Below are 18,725 nucleotides of genomic sequence, written 5' to 3' on the forward strand. Positions count from 1 at the left end.
GCCCTGTGACGAGCGCCACTCTCGCTCCCGGACGCTAGAGCGCGCCCGATGCGATGGGACCGCGCGGTCCCGTTGAGTGGGATGGATCACAGGCATACGCCCCGGGCGCCGGGCCGGACGGCACGAGAGGACCCCGAAAGCAGTTCAGCCCCGACCCTTTTCGGGTCGGGGCTGAACTTGTGTGGCAGGTGTAGGATTCGAACCTACGTAGGCATAAGCCGACGGATTTACAGTCCGCTCCCATTGGCCGCTCGGGCAACCTGCCTGGTTTCGCGACCGGAGTGCACAGGCTCTCTGGCGCGTATCGAAGAATACAACGAAGCCCCCCCAGATATGCAAACCGGGTGGATAGGGGTGGTCTCGACCCGATAGCGTCAGGGCAACCCCCCACTGTCCGGGTGGGGTCGACCGCTATGGATTTGGGAGTGTGCAGTGGCTGATTCGTCCTTCGATGTGGTGAGCAAGGTTGATCGTCAAGAGGTGGACAACGCTCTGCATCAGGCTGCGAAGGAGCTGGGCACCCGGTTCGATTTCCGCAACACCGGGGCGAGCATCGAGTGGTCCGGCGAGGAGACCATCACGCTGACGGCCGAGACGGAGGAGCGCCTCAATGCGGCGCTCGACGTCTTCAAGGAGAAGCTGATCCGCCGTGACATCTCACTCAAGGCGTTCGACGCCGGTGAGCCCGCGCAGTCCGGCAAGATCTACAAGCTCAGCGGATCCCTGGTGCAGGGCATCAGCAGCGAGAACGCCAAGAAGATCTCGAAGAAGATCCGCGACGAGGGCCCCAAAGGCGTCAAGGCGCAGATCCAGGGCGAAGAACTCCGGGTGAGCAGCAAGAAGCGTGACGACCTGCAGGCCGTCATCTCGCTGCTCAAGGGTGAGGACTTCGGAATCGCCCTGCAGTTCGTGAACTACCGCTGACGCCGCCCGGCCCCGCGCCGGTACCGGACCGTCGAACGGGCCGCACACCTTCCGCACACGCGGAGGCGTGCGGCCCGTTTCCGTCGGATCCGAGCCGTCCCCCCCCGCCTGCACGGCGGACCGGCCGAGGACTCAGTACTCGCGATGGGTGGGGGGCAGCCCGCCGTCGGGCGAGCCGCCACCGGCCATCTTCTCCAGACGGGCGATCCGGTCGGCCATGGGCGGGTGCGTGGAGAACATCTTGCTGACCCGGTCGCCGGCGCGGAACGGGTTGGCGATCATCATGTGCGACTGCGCGGCGATCTTCGGCTCCGGCGGCAGCGGCGCGGCCTGCGTGCCGCGCTCGAGCTTCCGCAGCGCCGACGCCAGCGCCAGCGGATCGCCGGTCAGTTCGGCACCGGACTGGTCGGCCTGGTACTCCCGCGACCGCGACACGGCCAGCTTGACGACGGTGGCCGCGATCGGCCCCAGCAGCGAGACCAGCAGCAGCGCAATCGGATTGGCCCCCTGCCCGTTGCCGCGGCCCCCGAACATGTTCGCGAAGATCGCCATGTTCGCCAGACCCGAGATGACCGCGGCCATCGCGCCGGCGACCGACGAGATCAGGATGTCGCGGTTGTAGACGTGCGACAGTTCGTGCCCGAGCACCGCGCGCAGTTCGCGCTCGTCGAGGATGTCGAGGATCCCGCTGGTGCAGCACACCGCCGCGTGGCGCGGGTTGCGTCCCGTCGCGAACGCGTTGGGCGCCGCGGTGGGGCTGATGTAGAGCCGCGGCATCGGCTGGTGCGCGGCCGTCGCCAGCTCACGGACGATCTTGTAGATGACCGGGGCCTGGACCTCGGTGATGGGTTGGGCGTGCATCGCCCGCAGCGCCAGCTTGTCGCTGTTGAAGTAGGCCCACGCGTTGGTCGCGACGGCCAGGAAGATCGAGAAGATCAGGATGTTCCGGTTGCCGAACAACGAGCCGATGAAGATGATCAGTGCCGACATTCCGACCAGCAGGCCGAACGTCTTGGCACCGTTTGCATAACCGTGCACGACTCGCCTCTTCCCTGTTCCACCGCCGCGACGTCCGCGTGGCTTCCTGACCTGAACAACGAACCAGCCCGGGGAGACGGTTCCCGGGCTGGTCGAAGACTACGTCAGCGAAGCGTCATCCGACGCGTTCGATGGTGTACTCGACGAGTCGCAGAAGAGCTTCGTTCGCCGGTCCCTGCGGCAGCTGAGCCAACTCGGCGCGGGCCCGGTCGGCGTACTCGCCGAGCTTGGCCTTGGCCGCGGCCATGCCCGGGGAACGCTCGAGCAGCGCGAGCGACTCCGCGATCTCGGCGTCGTCGGTGACGGGTCCGTCGAGCAACTCGCGCAGCCGGTCTGCGTCGGCGCCCTCCTCACGCAATGCATACAGCACGGGCAGCGTGTGGACGCCCTCGCGGAGATCGGTACCCGGCGTCTTGCCGGACTGGTCCGACACCGAGGAGATGTCGATGATGTCGTCGGAGATCTGGAACGCGATCCCGACGGCGTCGCCGAGGCGCTCGAGCCGCTCGATCTGGTCGGCGTCGGCGCCCGAGAACGTGCCGCCGAAACGTCCGCTCGCGGCGATCAGCGAGCCGGTCTTCTCCCACACGACCTTGAGGTAGTGGTCGACCGGGTCCTGCTGTTCCTTGACGCCGATGGTCTCGCGCATCTGGCCGGTGACGAGCTCGGCAAACGTCTCGGCGATGATCCGCACGGCATCCGGGCCGAGCGTGGACACCAGGCGCGACGCGTGCGCGAAGAGGTAGTCGCCGGCGAGGATCGCGATGCTGTTGCCCCAGCGGGCGTTGGCACTGGGCGCTCCGCGGCGCATGGTCGCCTCGTCCATGACGTCGTCGTGATACAGCGTCGCGAGGTGGACGAGCTCGACGACGGTGGCCGCCGTGACCACGGCAGGATCGGATGCCTTGGGTCCGAGCTGCGCGGTCAGCACGGTGAACAGCGGACGGAACCGCTTGCCGCCGGCCTTCGCGAGGTGCAGCGCCGCCTCGGTGAGGAAGTCCTCGCCGTCGGACAGTTCGCTGACCAGGAGCTCTTCGACACGGTGGAGACCGTCGCGCACCACGTCGGCCAGCTGCTGGTCGCCGAGGTCAACCCCGGCCACGACGGTGCCCGAACCTGCCGCCCGCTCCGACCCCTCAGTGCTCACGATGTCAGTACTCATTCCTGTAGTCGGTGACGCCTCGGTAACCACGGTAGTGAACCTAGCGGTATCACCGGCTGTCACCACACCTGCCCTCATCGCGTTGCGCTACCTCAGCCTGAGAAGATACTGGGGTGGTGGCCGAACATTTCCCGACCGCTGGGTCCAGCGATGCCCGGAACCTGCCCGAGCACTCCTCACGGCATCTCCCCTCGAGCACCGAAGTCCTGGTCGTCGGCGCCGGTCCGGCGGGCTCGGCGGCGGCCACGTGGGCCGCGCGCGACGGGCGCGGCGTGCTTCTCGTCGATGCGGCGACCTTCCCCCGAGACAAGACCTGCGGTGACGGACTGACCCCGCGTGCGGTCGCCGAACTCGATCACCTGGGTCTGGGCGACTGGGTCCGCGGGCACACCACCAATCGGGGCCTGCGCCTGACGGGGTGGGGCCGCGAACTGGAGCTGCCGTGGCCCGGCGGCACCCTGCCCGCGGTCGGCAGCGCGGTACGGCGCACCGAGCTCGACGACCGGCTGCGACTCACGGCCGTCGAGGCAGGCGCTCGAATGGTCCAGGGCGCCAAGGCGGTCGGGGTCGAGCGCCGCGGCGACCGGGTGAGCGCGGTGACGGTGAAGACAGCGGACGGCACACACACCGTCACGTGCGAGAAGCTGATCGTCGCCGACGGCGTCCGGTCGACGCTGGGCAAACAGCTGGGCCGGCAGTGGCACCGCGACACCGCGTACGGGGTGGCGGCACGCGCGTACGTGACGTCCTCGCGCAGCGACGACCCGTGGATCACGTCACATCTCGAACTGCGCGACGACACCGGCACGCTGCAGCCCGGCTACGGCTGGGTGTTCCCGCTCGGGACCGGCGAGGTCAACATCGGTGTCGGCACCCTCGCGACGGCCAAGCGCCCCGCTCCGGGCGCGCTGCGGCCCCTGCTCGAGCTGTACGCCGGCCAGCGCCGCGCCGAGTGGCAACTCGACGGCCAGGTGCGTTCCGTCGCGTCGGCGCTGCTGCCGATGGGTGGCGCGGTGTCCGGGGTGGCCGGGCGCAACTGGGCGCTGATCGGCGACGCCGCGGCGTGCGTGAACCCGCTCAACGGCGAGGGCATCGACTACGGGCTCGAGGGCGGGCGCCTGGTGGCGCAGGTGCTCGACCACGACGACCTGACCGACGCGTGGCCGACGATCCTGCGGGACCGGTACGGCCGCGCGTTCTCGATCGCGCGGCGGCTCGCCGGACTGCTGACGCTGGCCCGCTTTCTGCCGGCGTCGGGCCCGGTCGCGATGCGCTCGCGCGCGATGATGACCGTCGCGGTGCGGGTGATGGGCAACCTCGTCACCGACGAGGACGCCGATTTCACGGCCCGTGCGTGGCGGACGTCGGGTGCCGCGTCGCTGCGGCTGGACCCGCGCCCGCCGTTCAGCTGAGCTGTACCAGCGGGTGGCGCGGGAGCGGGCTCACCGAATGGCGCGTGAGCGGGCTCACCGAATAGCGCGGTGCAGCGCCACGACGCCACCGGTGAGGTTGCGCCACTGCACGTTCCGCCAGCCGGCGTCCTCGATGCGCTTCGCGAGCTGTTCCTGGGTCGGCCACGCCCGGATCGACTCGGCGAGGTAGACGTAGGCGTCGGGGTTGCTACTGATGGCGCGGGCGACCTGCGGCAGCGCCTTCATCAGGTATTCCATGTAGACGGTGCGGAACGGCCCGAACACCGGCGTCGAGAACTCGCTGACGACGAGGCGTCCGCCTGGCTTGGTGACGCGGGCGATCTCGCGCAGGCCGGCGTCGAAGTCGGACACGTTGCGCAGCCCGAACGAGATGGTGGCGGCGTCGAACACCGCGTCGGCGTACGGCAGGTGCATCGCGTCGCCCGCGACCATCGGGACCCGGCGCCCGCGTCCGGCGTGCAGCATGCCCTTCGAGAAGTCGGTGGCCACCACCCACGCGCCGGAGCGCCCGAGTTCGACGGTCGAGACTCCGGTGCCGGCGGCGAGGTCGAGGACCCGCTCCCCCGGCTTCAGGTCGAGCGCCGCGCGCGTCGCCTTCCGCCAGCTGCGGTCCTGCCCGAACGACAGGATCGTGTTCGTCAGGTCGTAGCGCTTCGCGACACCGTCGAACATGGATGCGACCTCGTGCGGATCCTTCTCGAGCGAGGCCCGCGATCCGTGTGTTTCTGCCACGACGGAAGACGCTACCAACCCGCTCATGCCCCGATGTCCGCCGCCGGGCTCTCCCCCGTCGGGCTCTCCTGCGCTTGGTCCTCCGCAGCGGGTACCCGTCGAGTGAGCATGCGCGCCTTGTTCCGCGCCCACGGCACCAGCATCACGACGACCGCGATGGTGACGGAGGAACCGACGATCGCGCCGGCGAGGACGTCGTGCGGGTAGTGCACGCCCTGCAGGACGCGGGCCAGGCCGATGAGGGCAGCCAGGGCGATCACGAGACCCCGCTGCAGCGACGACAACGCGCGCTCGGAGGCGAGGACGATCGCCGTCGCGAGGCCGACCGCGATGACGGTGTGGTTGCTCGGGAAGGACCAGTCGCCGGCGGCCGGGCAGTCGGTCAGCGCGAGTTCGACCCGGCAGGGACGTTCCTCGCTGACGAACACCTTGATCACTTCGCTGAGTGCGTAGGCGACCACGACGCCGAAGCCGCCCATCAGCAGGTCCCCGAGGTACACGGACCGGGTGCGCCACATCTGCACCGCGAGGACCGCGAACAGCGCGACGAGCGCGAGCAGCCCGACGTCGGCGATCAGCCCGACGCCCGGTATCTCGGACGTGTGCGGGACGATCGCACGGTAGATCGCCGCACTGACGTCGCGCAGTAGGTAGAGCGCCACCACCAGCACCGCGGCGGCGATCAGCATCATCCCGGCCCGTTCCGAACTTCTCCGCATCGGTCGAGCTTAGAAACCCTTCCTGAGTGAACTTCTCAGGAACCCTCGGTGTCGACCTTCCGGCGCACCACGAGCAGGACGGGAAGCGCCACGATCCAGGTCACGACGATCACCGAACCGGCGGGCACGATCGCGACGCTGGCGTCGCGACCTGCGACCCGCACCAGGTCGGGATCGCTGCGCGCGTATTCGACGTCGATGCGCTGTCCCGCGGTGAGCTTGGTCGGGTAGAGCACGCCCAGCTTGGGGTTGTGGGTGACGCCGTCGGGGGTGACGAAGCTGACCGCGGAGCGCAGCGATCCGGCCGACAGCACCTCGGCTGTGGCGGTGCCCATGTCGGACTCGATGGTCCGGTCGTTGCGCCACGCCGCGAGCACGAGCAGGACCGCGAGCACCGAGATCCCGGCGGCCACGGCGACGATGCCGACCTGCACGCGGTGTGCGATGCGGGGACTCACGCCCGCCTCACAGTTGTGCCCGGACGGCGCCGTGCAGCTCGCGGAGACCGGATCGTTCGGTGGTCACCTCGAGCACCCGGACGCCCTCCCCCGGGGTCGTCAGTGTGGCCGTCAGGTCCGGCAGTTCCACCCGGCGGTGCGGGACGCGGTAGGCGGCGCACAGCGCGGCCAGGTCCATGCCGTGCGGGGTGCCGAAGACCCGCTCGAACACGCCCGCGTACTGCGGGTCGCCCTGCTCGAGCAGCTCGAAGATGCCGCCGCCGTCGTCGTTGGCGACCACGATGGTCAGGTCGGCGGGCCGCGGCTCGCCGGTGCCGATCAGCAGGCCCGACGCGTCGTGCAGGAACGTCAGGTCGCCGAGCAGCGCGACCGTCCGGCCCTCGCTCTCGTACGCGAGTGCCGCGCCGACGGCCGTCGAGACGGTGCCGTCGATGCCGGCGACACCGCGGTTGGACAGCACCTTCACGCCCGGTCGCGGGTAGCTGACGAGCGCGGCGTCGCGCACGGGGTTCGACGCCCCGAGCAGCAACTGGTCGCCGTCGGACAGCGCATCCATCACCGCGGCCGCGACGTGCAGGCCGGTGGCCTTCGGGTGCGCCGCGAGCTGCGAGCGCACCGCCTTGTCGGCGTGCTCCGACAGCGTCCGGCAACGCGCGATCCACGCCGGGTCGGGCTCACCGGACACGACGGCCCGGGTGCCGGTGGCAAGGACGTTGCCGGAGACGTCGGGCCAGCGCGGGCCGGTCGTGAGTGCGTACACCGCGACGGACGGGTCGGCGAGCAGCTTCGACACCGGACGGTGCAGCGTGGGCCGGCCCGTGATGATCGCCTGGCGCGGCTTGAGCTGCGGCAGCGCGAGCGGGTGCAGCGGGATGCCGTGCAGCGGCGCGGTGGGCTCGGCAACGGTCGGCAGGTGCGCGAGTTCGGGCCGATACGCGGAGCCGTGCCCGGAGATCACGACCGTGTCCGGGGTGATGTCGAGGTCCATCGGGACGTCGAGAGTGGCGTGCATCGTGGTGGTCCACGCGGCGCCGTCCGGGCGTCCCTCGGGGACCGGGCCCTGCGTGTGGACGTCGGGTACGAGGGGCTCGCGCAGCGGGATGTCGAAGTGCACGGGGCCGGCGTTGCCGGAGCGGGTGCCGCGGGCGGCGGCGAGGACGCGGCAGACCGCGCTGCGCCACTGGCTGTTCTGGTCCTCACCCTCCTCGGCGAGGCCGAGGCTGATGGTCGCGCGGACCTGGCTGCCGAACAACCCCAGCTGCTCGACGGTCTGGTTGGCGCCGGTGCCGAGCATCTCGTAGGGCCTGTTGGCGCTGAGCACGACCAACGGGACACGCGCGTAGTTGGCCTCGAGCACGGCGGGCGCGAGGTTCGCGACCGCGGTGCCGGACGTCATGACGATCGGCACGGGCCGCCCGCCCGCGACCGCGAGACCCACCGCGAGGAACCCGGCGGTGCGCTCGTCGATCCGCATGTGCAGCCGGAGTCGCCCGGCGGCGTCGGCGGCCTGCAGCGCGAAGGCGAGCGGCGCGTTACGCGAACCCGGGCAGAGCACGACCTCACGTACCCCGCCGCGAACCAGTTCGTCGACGACGGCGGTGGCTTGTGCAGTGGACGGATTCACGCCTTCAAGATTGGCAGATGCGACGGCCGTCGTCCCGCGCGGCACCCCGACGCTCGTCCTGCCAGGATGGATTGATGGTGCGTACAGTCTTCGATCCCGCTCGAGTCGATCCGGGCCGCTTCTACAGCGTCCTCACCGCGTCGGTGGTCCCTCGACCCATCGCCTGGGTCTCGACGTTGTCGGCCGACGGGGTTCCGAATCTGGCGCCGTACAGCTTCTTCACGGTGTCGAGTTCGAATCCGCCGGTTGTCCAGTTCACGTCGGTCACCCGCAAGGACAGCCTCCGCAACGTCGAGGAGACCGGCGAGTTCGTGATCAATCTGGCCACGGAGTCGCTCGTCGACGAGGTGAACGCCAGCTCGGCGCCCTACCGGCCGGGCACCGACGAGTTCGCGACCCTCGGCATCGCGAGCGAGCCGAGCGAGCGGGTGCGCCCGCGCCGTGTGGCCGCCGCGCCCGTCGCGATCGAGTGCACGCTGCGCCGGGTGATCGAGGTGGGCAACTCGTTCGTCGTGATGGGCGACGTCCTCGCGGTCGCGGTGCGCCCGGAGATGCTGGCCGACGACGGCCTGCCGGAGTTCGCGAAGATCGCCCCGCTGAGCCGGCTCGGCCGCGACGAGTGGGGCATGACGCCGCCGGTGCGGCGGATCGAGCGGCCCGGTCGGCCTGACTGACACAAGAGGACGAGTCTCACATTAGGGTTGGCTAAACTATTGTCGATCCGCGGGACGGGATGTCATGGCCACACGCTCCAAGTACGTCAAACCCGAACAGCGCGCCGTCATCTCGGCGCACGTGCTGGGCACGAAGCAGATCAGCCCGTCGTTCGTCCGCGTGACGATCGGCGGCGACGACCTCCGCGGCTTCGTCCCGATGGGCTTCGACCAGTGGTTCCGCATGTTCATCCCGGAAGCCGGGCAGACGAGCATCCGGCTGCCGGGTTCCAGTGGCAGCCTGTGGTTCGCGCAGTTCAAGCTGATCCCCAAGGACGTACGTCCGGTGCTGCGCAATTACACGGTCCGCGAGTTCCGTGCCACCGGCGGGGTTTTCGGGGGCGGCCCCGAACTCGACATCGACTTCGCCTCGCACGGCGACCTCGGTCCCGCGTCGGCCTGGGCCAACTCGTGCGCGCCCGGCGATCGGATCGGCCTGCTCGACGAGGGCCTGATCTACAACCCCACTCCGGATGCCCGCTGGCAGCTGCTGGTGGGCGACGAGTCCGCGCTGCCGGCGATCGTCGGGATCCTGCGTTCGGTGGACCCGGGCGTGCGGGTTCGCGCGTACGTCGAGATCCCGCACGCCGGTGACATTCCGGACAAGCAGGACGTTCCCGTGCGCGACGGCCTGGACGTGCACTGGCTGGTGCGCGAGGACGCCTCGGCGCGGCCGGGTGAGCTGGCGCTCGCGACACTGCGCTCGGCCGACCTGTCGGACCTGCCCGAGGGGCCGTTCTACGCGTTCGTCGCCGGCGAGAGCGAACTCGCGACCGGCGTGCGCCGACACCTCGTCAACGACCGGCACGTGCCCAAGAGCGACATCGCCTTCACCGGGTACTGGCGCCACGGCCACGCCGCGTACTGACACCGCCGAAGCGACAGTGGGCCCGCCCGGTATGCACCGGACGGGCCCACTGTCTCGGCCGACTAGGCCGCGTGCTTCTGCACCAGATCACCCAGGCGCGGCAGCGCCTCGATCACGTGCTTCTTCGCCGACGGACGCAGGGTCGAGTAGACCTTCTTGATCGCGCCCTTGTCGGTGCCTTCGATGCGCTCGTCCGTGACGCCCAGCAGGGCGTCGGCGGCGGCATCGCTGCGCGCGGTCAGGAACGCCGAGAAGCTGCCCTCACCACTCGCGACGAACTCCTGCCAGAACGGCTCGAGCCGCGCGACGAACGCCGGGAGCAAACCCTCGATGGCGTCGGGCACGATCGACGGACCGACCTTCTTGACCGCCGAGTATCCGCCCTTGAGCGCCAGGCCGGACGCACCCTTCTTGTCCGAAACCTCTGCGTCGACGAGCGCCTGGACGTCCGCGAGTACCGCGGGCAACCGGGCATCGTCCAGCAGGGTTTCGTTCAGAGCTGCAACCACTTTCAAAGCCTCCGTATCGACTGGTCCATTTCTGGCGGGCACGACACTATACGAGGCGGGTATCTGCACCGGTGAGGAGCAGTTCGTGGCACCGCCGCAGCCGGTCGCGCCACCAGTCGGCGCGCGGGTCCGGCGCGGCCAATTCGGCGAGCCGGTCGGGGTCCGGGAACACCGGGCTCGCGTCGAGTGTGCCGTCCGACATCTCGCGCGGTTCGGCCGTGACGTCGGCGTCGAACAGTCCCCCGGTCCCGAGGCCGCACGCGTGCTGTAGCCCGGGCAGCGCGGCCGCCGCGGCCAGGCCGGCGTTCATTCCGACGGCGGTGTCCAGCGCACTCGAGACCACCACCGGCACACCGTGACCTGCGAGTTCGTCGGCCAGTGCGAGCAGTCGCCGCATCCCGCCGAGCGGCGGCACCTTGACCACCGCGACGTCGGCGCCGCCGGCCCGCACCACCTTGAGCGGGTCCTCGGCGCGGCGGATGCTCTCGTCGGCGGCGATCGGGACACCCGGCAGGCGACGGCGCACCTCCACCAGTTCCGGCACGGTGGCGCACGGCTGTTCGGCGTACTCGAGGGGGCCGTCCGCGGTCAGCGCGGTCAGCGCGGCGACGGCGTCGTCGACGTTCCAGCCGCCGTTTGCGTCGACGCGCACATTCGGGATCAGCTCGCGCACCGCGTCGACCCGCGCGACGTCCTGCGCGAGGGTCTGCCCCTTCTCCGCGACCTTGACCTTCGCGGTCCGCGCGCCGGGGAAGCGGGCGAGGATCTCGGGGACCCGCGCCGGATCGATCGCCGGGACGGTCGCGTTGATCGGTACCCGCCGGCGCACCGGCGTCGGCGGCCCCGCCCACGCGGCCTCGATACCGGCGCGCAGCCAGTGCGCTGCCTCCGCGTCGTCGTACTCGGGGAACGGCGCGAACTCGCCCCACCCGGCGGGCCCCTCGAGCAGCAGCGCCTCACGAGTGGTGATGCCGCGGAAGCGAACCCGCATCGGCAGGCTCACCACGCGGGCCCCGGCCAGGACGTCGTCGAGGGACGGGAAGATCACGGCTGGCCCGGCAGCAGCTGAATCATCAGGGCCTCGCAGTCGGCCAGGACATTGCCGTCCAGGTCGCGCAGATCGACGGTGCAGAACAGCTTGCGGCCCTCGACCCGGTCGACGCGGCCCTCGACCACCAGCTCGGTCTCGATGGGGGTGACCTTGCGGTAGTTGACGTGCAGATAGCCGGTGCGCGCGATCGGGTGTCCGGACGCGTGCACGATCATGCCGAGCATGTCGTCGAACAGCAGCGCGATCGTGCCGCCGTGCGCGGCGTTGTTGCCGCCGCGGTGGTACATCCGGAAGACGCCGCGGGCGCGGACCCCGTCGGTGTCGACCTTGTCGAACAGCCACGGCAGGAGCAGCAGGCTGCCACGGCCGGGCAGCTGCGAGTTGAAGCCCGCCGGCGACTTGCCCTCGGGAACCCGGTACTGCTCGAGCATGTCGCTCAGGGCGTCGGCGCGGGCGATGGCCTCCTCGACCACGTCGTCGGGGATGTGTGTCGACACCGCGAGGTCCTGCAGCCGCCGCAGCGATTCGACGAACCTCCCGAAGTTCGGCCCCGCCGGGACGGGCGTGAACACCGGGAACCCGCCGTGGTGCTCGTGGACGTCGGCGTCGGGCCGGTCGTCGGACCGCAGTTGCTCGCTCATCCCTGCACGGTATCGCCGGGGTGGAGTCGTTCCGGTGCGAGGTGTGCCCCGACACACCGGAGCCCGGGGCCTATCCTCGCTTCCGTGACCTTCAATCCGCAGCTCTGGCGTCCCGTCCCCGGTTTCGAGGATCTCACCGACATCACGTACCACCGTCATGTCAGCGAGGGCATCGTCCGCATCGCGTTCGATCGCCCCGAGGTCCGAAATGCCTTCCGCCCGCACACCGTCGACGAGCTGTACCGCACGCTCGACCACGCGCGCATGACCTCCGACGTCGGCTGCGTGCTGCTCACCGGCAACGGCCCCAGCGAGAAGGACGGCGGCTGGGCGTTCTGCTCGGGCGGCGACCAGCGCATCCGCGGCCGCAGCGGCTACCAGTACGCCTCCGGTGAGACTGCCGAGACCGTCGACAAGGCGCGCGCCGGACGCCTGCACATCCTCGAGGTGCAGCGCCTGATCCGATTCATGCCGAAGGTCGTGATCGCGCTCGTCAACGGCTGGGCCGCCGGCGGCGGGCACAGCCTGCACGTCACGTGCGACCTGACGCTGGCGTCGCGTGAGCACGCCCGCTTCAAGCAGACCGACGCCGACGTGGGCAGCTTCGACGGCGGCTACGGCAGCGCCTACCTCGCGAAGATGGTGGGCCAGAAGTTCGCCCGCGAGATCTTCTTCCTCGGCGACACCTACACGGCCGAGGAGATGCACCGGATGGGCGCGGTCAACCGGGTCGTCGATCACGACGAGCTCGAGAACGTCGCGATCGAGTGGGGCACCAAGATCAACGGCAAGTCGCCGCAGGCCCAGCGCATGCTCAAGTACGCGTTCAACCTGCAGGACGACGGCCTGGTCGGCCAGCAGTTGTTCGCCGGCGAGGCCACCCGGATGGCGTACATGACCGACGAGGCCGTCGAGGGCCGCGACTCGTTCCTCGAGAAGCGCGACCCGGACTGGTCGCCCTACCCCTGGTACTTCTGAGCCACTTCCGGCTGCCGCGGAGGTTTTCGTCGTGCCGCGTCCCCGATCGGGGGCGCGGCACGCCCGTTTCCGGAGCGGCGCGGGGGTTGGGCCGGGCCGTGATCGGGTGTGCAATGGACAGGTGAGCACCGAGGTCTCGTTCACGGTTGACGGTGTGCGCCTGTCGGGTGCGCTGACCGATCCGGTCGGCGCGCTGCCAGTGGTCGTGTTCGCGCACGGCAGCGGCAGCGGGCGGTTCAGCCCACGCAATCGGTTCGTCGCCGAACTGCTGCAGGACGTGGGCCTGGGCACGCTGCTGTTCGACCTGCTCGCCCCGCACGAGGAGGGCGACCGTCGGCTCGTGTTCGACATCCCGCTGCTGTCGTGCCGGCTCATCGAGGTGACCGCGCGGGTGCAGGAGCGGGCGGCGGCGGTCGCGTACTTCGGCGCGAGCACCGGCGCCGCCGCGGCCCTGCACGCCGCCGCCGAACCACACGCCGACATCTGCGCGATCGTCTCCCGCGGCGGCCGCCCGGACCTGGCCGGATCACGCCTGTCGATGGTCCGGGCGCCGACGTTGCTGCTCGTCGGCTCGCTCGACACCGCGGTGATCGAGCTGAACCGGCAGGCCGCCGCCCTGCTCGAGTGCGAACACGAGCTGGAGATCGTGCCCGGCGCGACGCATCTGTTCGAGGAGCCCGGCACGCTGGACGTGGTCGCCGAGCGGGCCCGCGAGTGGTTCGTCGCGCACGGGCCCCGATCGTGAAGGATCACGGGAAGTGGCGCGGCAGCAGGCAGACTGGACCCATGTCCGTCGACCGCGAGCAACCCGCGCCTGAACATCGCCGCCCGGACGGCGTCACGGACGCCACCGTCGAGGCGGTCGGCAAGCTGTCCGAGGCGCTCGAGACCGTCGAGCAGGCCCGCGGCCACCTGTATGCGTTCCACCAGTTGCTGGGCCGGGCGGATCGGCAGCTCGGGGACGCGGTGGAGCAGTTGATCGCGTCGGGCCACCCCGCGTGCGCCGAACGCCTGCAGACGTCGATGCTGGGACGCAACGTCCTCGAGGGGCGGTGGACGTTCCAGATCGTCGAGGAGTTCGACGACGGCTACTGGTCCGAGTTCCGCGATCACGAGAAGGCGGTGCGCGACGTGCTGCTCGGCGGTCGCCGGCACCTGTACGAGGCCGAGATGAAGGAAGCGCGGCGTACGCACGGCCGCCCGGGGCACGAGGCCCGTCCGGCCCCGGACGAGTGACTCGGGAAGAATTGCCCGGCAACAGCATCAGGAGGACATGAGCGTGGAAATTCTCAGCAGCCGGATCATTCTGCGACCCCACGACTACGAGGTGACCCTCGCGTTCTACCGCGACACGCTGGGCCTGGCGATCGCGCGCGAATACCCCGGCGGCACAGTGTTCTTCGTCGGACAGGGGCTGGTCGAGGTGACCTCGCACGGCGGCACCGAGCTGGACACGCGGTTCTCGGGCGCGCTGTGGATGCAGGTGCGAGACCTGGCCGTCGCCCAGGACGACCTGGTCCGGGCGGAGGTGCCGATCGTGCGGGAGGCCCGACAGGAGCCGTGGGGCCTGCACGAGATGTGGATCGCCGACCCCGACGGTGTGCCCATCGTGCTGGTGCAGATCCCTGCAGACCATCCGATCCGCCGCGACCTGCGCTGAACACGCCCGTGCGCCTACTTCGGAACGGCGCACGGGCGCGGAGCGCCTACTTCGACAGTGCAGCGGCGATCTGGTCGGCCTGCGCCTGACCCTCGTGCAGCTGACGCAGCAGCCACAGGCGCAGCACCTTGGCGATCGCACCGGCCAGGTACAGGGCGGCACCGATCACCGTCACCGCGAGGAACGCGGTCGCGAGGATCTGGTACGACGCGATGTCGCGCAGGTCGTTCTGGGTCAGCGACGAGACGTACACGACGAAGGCCGCCACGGCACCGACGACCATGAGCACCAGACCGGACACGCGCGCCACGCTGTCGCCGCGCGACTGGCCGGTCTTGAGCTCGAGGTCGGCGACGTCGGTCTTGAACTGGGCACGACGCTCATCTGCGAGAGTGGTCATCGTCATCCTCCTAGGTAACTGTTGGAAAGGTCGTTCTCGATTTCGTCGGGCGCCCCGACTCGGACCACTCGTCCGTGGAGCATGAGCGCCGCGCGATCGGCGATCGGCAGCACGGCGCGGGCGAACTGTTCGGCAACCAGGATCGTCAGACCCTCCTCGACCAACTGGCCGACGATGTCGTACATCTGCGAGACGATCCGCGGCGCCAGACCCATCGACAGCTCGTCGAGCAGCAGCAGGGTCGGGTCGGTACCCAGGGCCCGGGACAGCGCCAGCATCTGCTGTTCACCGCCGGACATGGAGCCGGCCAACTGGTTCTTGCGTTTCCCGAGGATCGGGAACCGGGTGTAGGCGATCTCCTCGAGCTTGGCGAGGTCGGTGCCCGTGCCGGTCGCGATCCACAGGTTTTCGCGGACGGTGAGGTTGGCGAAGATGCCGCGCCCCTCGGGGATCGAGCAGACACCGAGCTTCGCCAGGTCCGACGCCTCGGCGCCGTTGACGACCCGGCCCGCCATCCGCAGCTCGCCGTGGGTGATCGGCAGGATGCCCGAGCAGATCTTCAGGGTGCTGGTCTTGCCGCCGCCGTTCGGCCCGAGGAGGGCCATGACGGTGCCCGGGGCGAGCGTCAGGTCCACCCCGTGCAGCACCTCGATGGGGCCGTAACTCGCACGGACACCGACCAATTCGAGCAGCGGGGTGGGTCCGTCCTGCGGCCCGTCCAGCGTCTCCGTCACGTTCGTGGCCCCAGTCGACATCACAGCCATCACACTGCCTCCTCTGCCGTGCCGATGTAGGCGGCGATCACCGCCGGGTCGTCGCGCACCTGCGCCGCGCTGCCCGACGCCAGGACGGCGCCGTAGTCGAGCACGTGAATCTGCTTGCACAGCTTCATCACCAGTGGGATGTCGTGCTCGACGAGGCAGATCGCCAGACCGTCCGCCGCCAGGGACTGCAGCAGGTCCGCGAAGTCCTCGGTCTCCTGCTCGGTCTGGCCCGACGCGGGCTCGTCGAGCAGCAGCAGCCGCGGCGATGTCATCAGTGCCCGGGCGGCCTCGACGACGCGAGCCCGTCCGGTCGGGATGTCCGAGACGTCCTTGTCGGCGACATCGGTGAGTTTGGTCAGCTCGAGGATCCGGTCCGTCTCGGCGTCCACGTCGATCTTGCTGCGCGTGTTGGACTTGTGGATGTCGCCGGCGACCCGGATGTTGTCCCGCACCGACAGCGACAGGAACAGCTCCAGCCGCTGGAAGGTGCGGGCCAGTCCCTTGTTCGCCCGCTTGGCGGGCGAGAGCCGGGTGACGTCCTGGCCGTCGAGCAGGATCTTGCCCGATGCCGGCTTCTGCAGGCCGGTGATCGTGTTGAACAGCGTCGTCTTACCGGCGCCGTTCGGTCCGATCAGTCCGGTGATGGATCCGCGTTCGACCGTGATGCTGACGTCGTTGACCGCGACGTGGCCACCGAATCGGACAGTGATGCCCCGGGTTTCGAGGATCGGGGTGTCAGGCATGGACGCTCAACTCCTTCGGCTTCGAGGCGAAGTGCTCCGTGGCCGCAGCGGTGTGGGCCGTGACCGTGGCGGGCAGTCCGAGCTCGCGGTCGAGCTGCGTCAGGCCCTCTTCCGTGTAGGGCGCGTCGATGCCGATCTCCTCGGGCGCGATGCCCTTGGCGGCGTCGGCGGCCTCCTTGCCGAGGACCGCTTCCGGCATGACCATCTTTCCGATGACCGGGAGCATGAACACCGTGACGATCGTGATCGTCGCGAACCACCAGTTGCCCAGCACGCCGGTGAGCGCGAGGACGTACGACAGTGCGACGACGGCCGCGCCGCCGATCAGCACCGGCTTGGCGTTGCGCAGGTGGCGGTAGCCCTCGATCACGTCGTGCACCGTGCCCGACGGGTTCTTGCCGACGCCCATACCGATCAGCGCGGGGCTGACGGCCGCGAGGTGACCCAGGAAGGTCCACAGTCCCTCGATCTCGGGCTGGCTGGAGGCCAGGTTGCCGAACGAGACCATGATGACCGCGAATCCGATGCCGGCCATGATGCCGCCGAAGAACGCGCCGGTGACGTAGCCGATGCCGGCGACGACCGTGAGCATCAGGATCGTGAGGCTGATCATGATCGAGAAGTTCTCGTTCGAGACCGCACCGATCGCGGTCGACATCAGGATGCCGCCGAGTCCGGCGATGCCGGCAGAGAGCATGAACACGCTGAGCTTGAGCTTGACGAGGTTCTGTCCGAGCATCGCCGAGGCGGCCGGGCTGTCCTTCATCGCGGCGAGCCGGCGGCCGTAGCCGCTGTTGCGCAGTGCGATGACGCCGACAGCGAGGATCACGAACAGGGCGGTGGCGGTCATGAGGAACGCCGTCTGGTTGCTCAGGTCCAGCGGGCCGATCTTGATCGGAGGCATCACGAGGGAGCCGCCGGGGAAGATCGAGAACTTGACGCCGAACAGTTCGTGCTCGGTGGTGTCGCGCAGCACCATGTTGCTGAGGAACACGCCGAATGCCATCGTCGCCAGCGCGAGGTACAGGCCGCGCAGGCGCAGCGCCGGCAGTGCGACGAGGCCGCCGATGACCGCGGCCGCGAGGGTCCCGAAGATCAGCCCCCAGATGGTCATGCGGGCCGCGAGGCCGGTTCCGGAGACACCGAAGTGGAACGCGACGATGGTCGCGATCGCACCGAAGGACACCGACGCCAGGTTCATCTCGCCGGCGTATCCGGTGAGCAGGGTCAACGAGAGCGCGATGATCGCGAACGAGACACCCAGGGTCAGGGTGGTGATCGCGGACTCGACCATGAGCAGACGGATCAGGTAGACGATCACGATCAGGGCGACGCCCCACGCGACGGCCTTGCGCACGCTCGGGACCGAGTACCGCTCACGGGTACGGACCGCGGCGCCGCGCAGCCGATCCTGCGGCAGCACGATCAGGACGACGAACAGCGCGATCATCGGCAGCGACACGCGCAGGTTCGAGGTCCACGTCCACTCGGACGGGAAGTAGCCGAGCACGTAGGTGCCGGCCAGACCCAGCACGATGGCGCCGACGAACGTGCGCGGGATGCTGCGCAGGCGGCCGAACATCGCGGCGGCGAACGCGTCGATCACGAGCAGCGTCAACAGGTTGGCCTCGAGCGTGCCACCACTGATCGGGGTGACCAGGATGCCGGCGAGGACGGCCAGCGTGGAACCGAGTGCCCACGAGAACGCGGCGATGCGCTCGGGGTTGTGCCCGTTGAGGCGGAGCAGATCAGGGTCGTCCACGACGCCGCGCATCGAGACGCCGATGCGGGTGCGGGTGAACAGGAAGCGCAGGCCGACGGCGATGAGGACCGCGGCGACCAGGCAGATGATCTCGTGGGTGTGGATCGTCGCGCCGAAGAACGAGAACCGGCTGTCGTCACCGAAGAACATCTTCATGGTGCGCGCTTCTTCGGGGTGCCAGAACCAGGTCGACAGCGACAGCATGCCGAGCATGATCGACACCGTGACGACGATCTTGGTGACCTCGGAGGTGTCCCGCAGGCCGCGCATGATCAGCGCGTACAGCAGCAGCCCCATGAGCGGTCCGGCGATGCCGAGCGTGATGATCAACGCCACGGGTGTCGGCAGACCCCAACCGTAGCGGAGCTGCCAGTAGAGAAAGGCGCCGAGCATCGCCTGCGCGCCGTGCGCGAAGTTGAAGATGCCGGACGAGTTGTAGGTGAGCACCAGCCCTGAGGCTGCGATTGCGTACACCGAGCCCAGGACGAGACCCAGGATCGTGAATGTCACGAATGTGTCCATCTGGAAACCCTCTGAGTTCTCCAG

The 18,725-nt window shown here is 69.6% G+C and carries 21 protein-coding genes and 1 tRNA gene; 8 read left to right on the top strand and 14 right to left on the bottom strand.

Going from position 1 to position 18,725, the window contains the following annotated elements; translation table 11 throughout:
* Positions 1-182 precede the first annotated feature (182 nt).
* Positions 183-265, bottom strand: a tRNA-Tyr gene (locus J2X34_RS01055).
* Positions 266-432: 167 nt separating this feature from the next.
* On the opposite strand from J2X34_RS01055, the gene J2X34_RS01060 reads away from it, so the two are divergent.
* Positions 433-924: a YajQ family cyclic di-GMP-binding protein gene (locus J2X34_RS01060; protein ID WP_114718753.1), complete on the top strand. Its 492-nt coding sequence runs from the start codon at positions 433-435 to the stop codon at positions 922-924.
* A gap of 132 nt (positions 925-1,056) precedes the next feature.
* Here J2X34_RS01060 and htpX read toward each other — a convergent pair whose 3' ends face one another.
* Together htpX and J2X34_RS01070 are read right to left on the bottom strand one after the other, a co-directional pair.
* The gene (htpX, locus tag J2X34_RS01065) at positions 1,057-1,962 is read right to left on the bottom strand and encodes a zinc metalloprotease HtpX (protein ID WP_114718752.1); all 906 of its coding nucleotides are present in this window, start codon (positions 1,960-1,962) and stop codon (positions 1,057-1,059) included.
* Between the two features lie 115 nt (positions 1,963-2,077).
* Entirely contained in the window at positions 2,078-3,124 is a 1,047-nt protein-coding gene (locus J2X34_RS01070; RefSeq protein WP_174912536.1) for a polyprenyl synthetase family protein, read from the bottom strand.
* A 161-nt stretch (positions 3,125-3,285) separates the two neighbouring features.
* Here J2X34_RS01070 and J2X34_RS01075 point away from each other — a divergent pair, with 161 nt between their 5' ends.
* Positions 3,286-4,536: a geranylgeranyl reductase family protein gene (locus tag J2X34_RS01075; protein WP_429516168.1), complete on the top strand. Its 1,251-nt coding sequence runs from the start codon at positions 3,286-3,288 to the stop codon at positions 4,534-4,536.
* A 54-nt stretch (positions 4,537-4,590) separates the two neighbouring features.
* On the opposite strand, the gene J2X34_RS01080 is transcribed toward J2X34_RS01075, so the two are convergent.
* The 4 genes from J2X34_RS01080 to menD are packed head-to-tail and all read right to left on the bottom strand — an operon-like array spanning position 4,591 to position 8,090.
* Positions 4,591-5,289, bottom strand: coding sequence for a demethylmenaquinone methyltransferase (locus J2X34_RS01080; protein WP_429515906.1), 699 nt, complete (start codon positions 5,287-5,289; stop codon positions 4,591-4,593).
* 23 nt (positions 5,290-5,312) lie between these two features.
* Positions 5,313-6,008, bottom strand: coding sequence for a phosphatase PAP2 family protein (locus J2X34_RS01085; RefSeq protein WP_254622622.1), 696 nt, complete (start codon positions 6,006-6,008; stop codon positions 5,313-5,315).
* A 35-nt stretch (positions 6,009-6,043) separates the two neighbouring features.
* A complete protein-coding gene (locus J2X34_RS01090) occupies positions 6,044-6,466 on the bottom strand; it encodes a DUF3592 domain-containing protein (protein ID WP_114718748.1) in 423 nt (140 codons plus the stop codon).
* A gap of 7 nt (positions 6,467-6,473) precedes the next feature.
* The gene (gene menD / locus J2X34_RS01095; RefSeq protein WP_429515908.1) at positions 6,474-8,090 is read right to left on the bottom strand and encodes a 2-succinyl-5-enolpyruvyl-6-hydroxy-3-cyclohexene-1-carboxylic-acid synthase; all 1,617 of its coding nucleotides are present in this window, start codon (positions 8,088-8,090) and stop codon (positions 6,474-6,476) included.
* Between the two features lie 77 nt (positions 8,091-8,167).
* Here menD and J2X34_RS01100 point away from each other — a divergent pair, with 77 nt between their 5' ends.
* Both J2X34_RS01100 and J2X34_RS01105 read left to right on the top strand, forming a co-directional pair.
* Positions 8,168-8,764 (top strand): flavin reductase family protein, encoded by a 597-nt coding sequence (locus J2X34_RS01100; RefSeq protein ID WP_429516169.1) that lies wholly within the window; start codon positions 8,168-8,170, stop codon positions 8,762-8,764.
* A gap of 64 nt (positions 8,765-8,828) precedes the next feature.
* Positions 8,829-9,671, top strand: a complete 843-nt coding sequence (locus tag J2X34_RS01105; RefSeq protein ID WP_174912541.1) for a siderophore-interacting protein — start codon at positions 8,829-8,831, stop codon at positions 9,669-9,671.
* A 62-nt stretch (positions 9,672-9,733) separates the two neighbouring features.
* Here J2X34_RS01105 and J2X34_RS01110 read toward each other — a convergent pair whose 3' ends face one another.
* Genes J2X34_RS01110 through J2X34_RS01120 form a run of 3 tightly spaced genes read right to left on the bottom strand, consistent with a single transcriptional unit; the run spans position 9,734 to position 11,872 of the window.
* On the bottom strand, positions 9,734-10,180 hold the full coding sequence (locus tag J2X34_RS01110) for a DUF6918 family protein (RefSeq protein WP_114718745.1): 447 nt from the start codon (positions 10,178-10,180) through the stop codon (positions 9,734-9,736).
* 46 nt (positions 10,181-10,226) lie between these two features.
* Positions 10,227-11,225, bottom strand: coding sequence for an o-succinylbenzoate synthase (locus J2X34_RS01115; RefSeq protein WP_429516170.1), 999 nt, complete (start codon positions 11,223-11,225; stop codon positions 10,227-10,229).
* On the bottom strand, positions 11,225-11,872 hold the full coding sequence (locus J2X34_RS01120; RefSeq protein WP_114718744.1) for a PaaI family thioesterase: 648 nt from the start codon (positions 11,870-11,872) through the stop codon (positions 11,225-11,227). Before J2X34_RS01120 ends, J2X34_RS01115 begins: the two co-directional genes overlap by 1 nt.
* A gap of 84 nt (positions 11,873-11,956) precedes the next feature.
* Here J2X34_RS01120 and J2X34_RS01125 point away from each other — a divergent pair, with 84 nt between their 5' ends.
* The 4 genes from J2X34_RS01125 to J2X34_RS01140 all read left to right on the top strand — a co-directional run bounded on the left by J2X34_RS01125 (position 11,957) and on the right by J2X34_RS01140 (position 14,510).
* Positions 11,957-12,850, top strand: a complete 894-nt coding sequence (locus J2X34_RS01125) for a 1,4-dihydroxy-2-naphthoyl-CoA synthase (protein ID WP_114718743.1) — start codon at positions 11,957-11,959, stop codon at positions 12,848-12,850.
* 121 nt (positions 12,851-12,971) lie between these two features.
* A complete protein-coding gene (locus tag J2X34_RS01130; protein ID WP_114718742.1) occupies positions 12,972-13,595 on the top strand; it encodes a dienelactone hydrolase family protein in 624 nt (207 codons plus the stop codon).
* 41 nt (positions 13,596-13,636) lie between these two features.
* A complete protein-coding gene (locus tag J2X34_RS01135) occupies positions 13,637-14,086 on the top strand; it encodes a hypothetical protein (protein ID WP_429515911.1) in 450 nt (149 codons plus the stop codon).
* 43 nt (positions 14,087-14,129) lie between these two features.
* The gene (locus tag J2X34_RS01140) at positions 14,130-14,510 is read left to right on the top strand and encodes a VOC family protein (protein WP_114718975.1); all 381 of its coding nucleotides are present in this window, start codon (positions 14,130-14,132) and stop codon (positions 14,508-14,510) included.
* Between the two features lie 46 nt (positions 14,511-14,556).
* Here the strand turns inward: J2X34_RS01140 and J2X34_RS01145 are convergent, their stop codons facing one another.
* The 4 genes from J2X34_RS01145 to J2X34_RS01160 are packed head-to-tail and all read right to left on the bottom strand — an operon-like array spanning position 14,557 to position 18,701.
* Positions 14,557-14,910 (bottom strand): hypothetical protein, encoded by a 354-nt coding sequence (locus tag J2X34_RS01145; RefSeq protein ID WP_114718974.1) that lies wholly within the window; start codon positions 14,908-14,910, stop codon positions 14,557-14,559.
* A 2-nt stretch (positions 14,911-14,912) separates the two neighbouring features.
* Positions 14,913-15,665 carry an ABC transporter ATP-binding protein gene (locus tag J2X34_RS01150; protein WP_114718973.1) on the bottom strand — a complete coding sequence of 251 codons (753 nt, stop codon included), beginning with the start codon at positions 15,663-15,665 and terminating at the stop codon, positions 14,913-14,915.
* 8 nt (positions 15,666-15,673) lie between these two features.
* Entirely contained in the window at positions 15,674-16,417 is a 744-nt protein-coding gene (locus J2X34_RS01155) for an ABC transporter ATP-binding protein (protein ID WP_114718741.1), read from the bottom strand.
* Positions 16,410-18,701, bottom strand: a complete 2,292-nt coding sequence (locus J2X34_RS01160; RefSeq protein ID WP_114718740.1) for an ABC transporter permease — start codon at positions 18,699-18,701, stop codon at positions 16,410-16,412. Before J2X34_RS01160 ends, J2X34_RS01155 begins: the two co-directional genes overlap by 8 nt.
* Positions 18,702-18,725: the final 24 nt, after the last annotated feature.

It is taken from the genome of Rhodococcus sp. BE178 (assembly GCF_050433545.1).
Lineage (GTDB): Bacteria > Actinomycetota > Actinomycetes > Mycobacteriales > Mycobacteriaceae > Prescottella.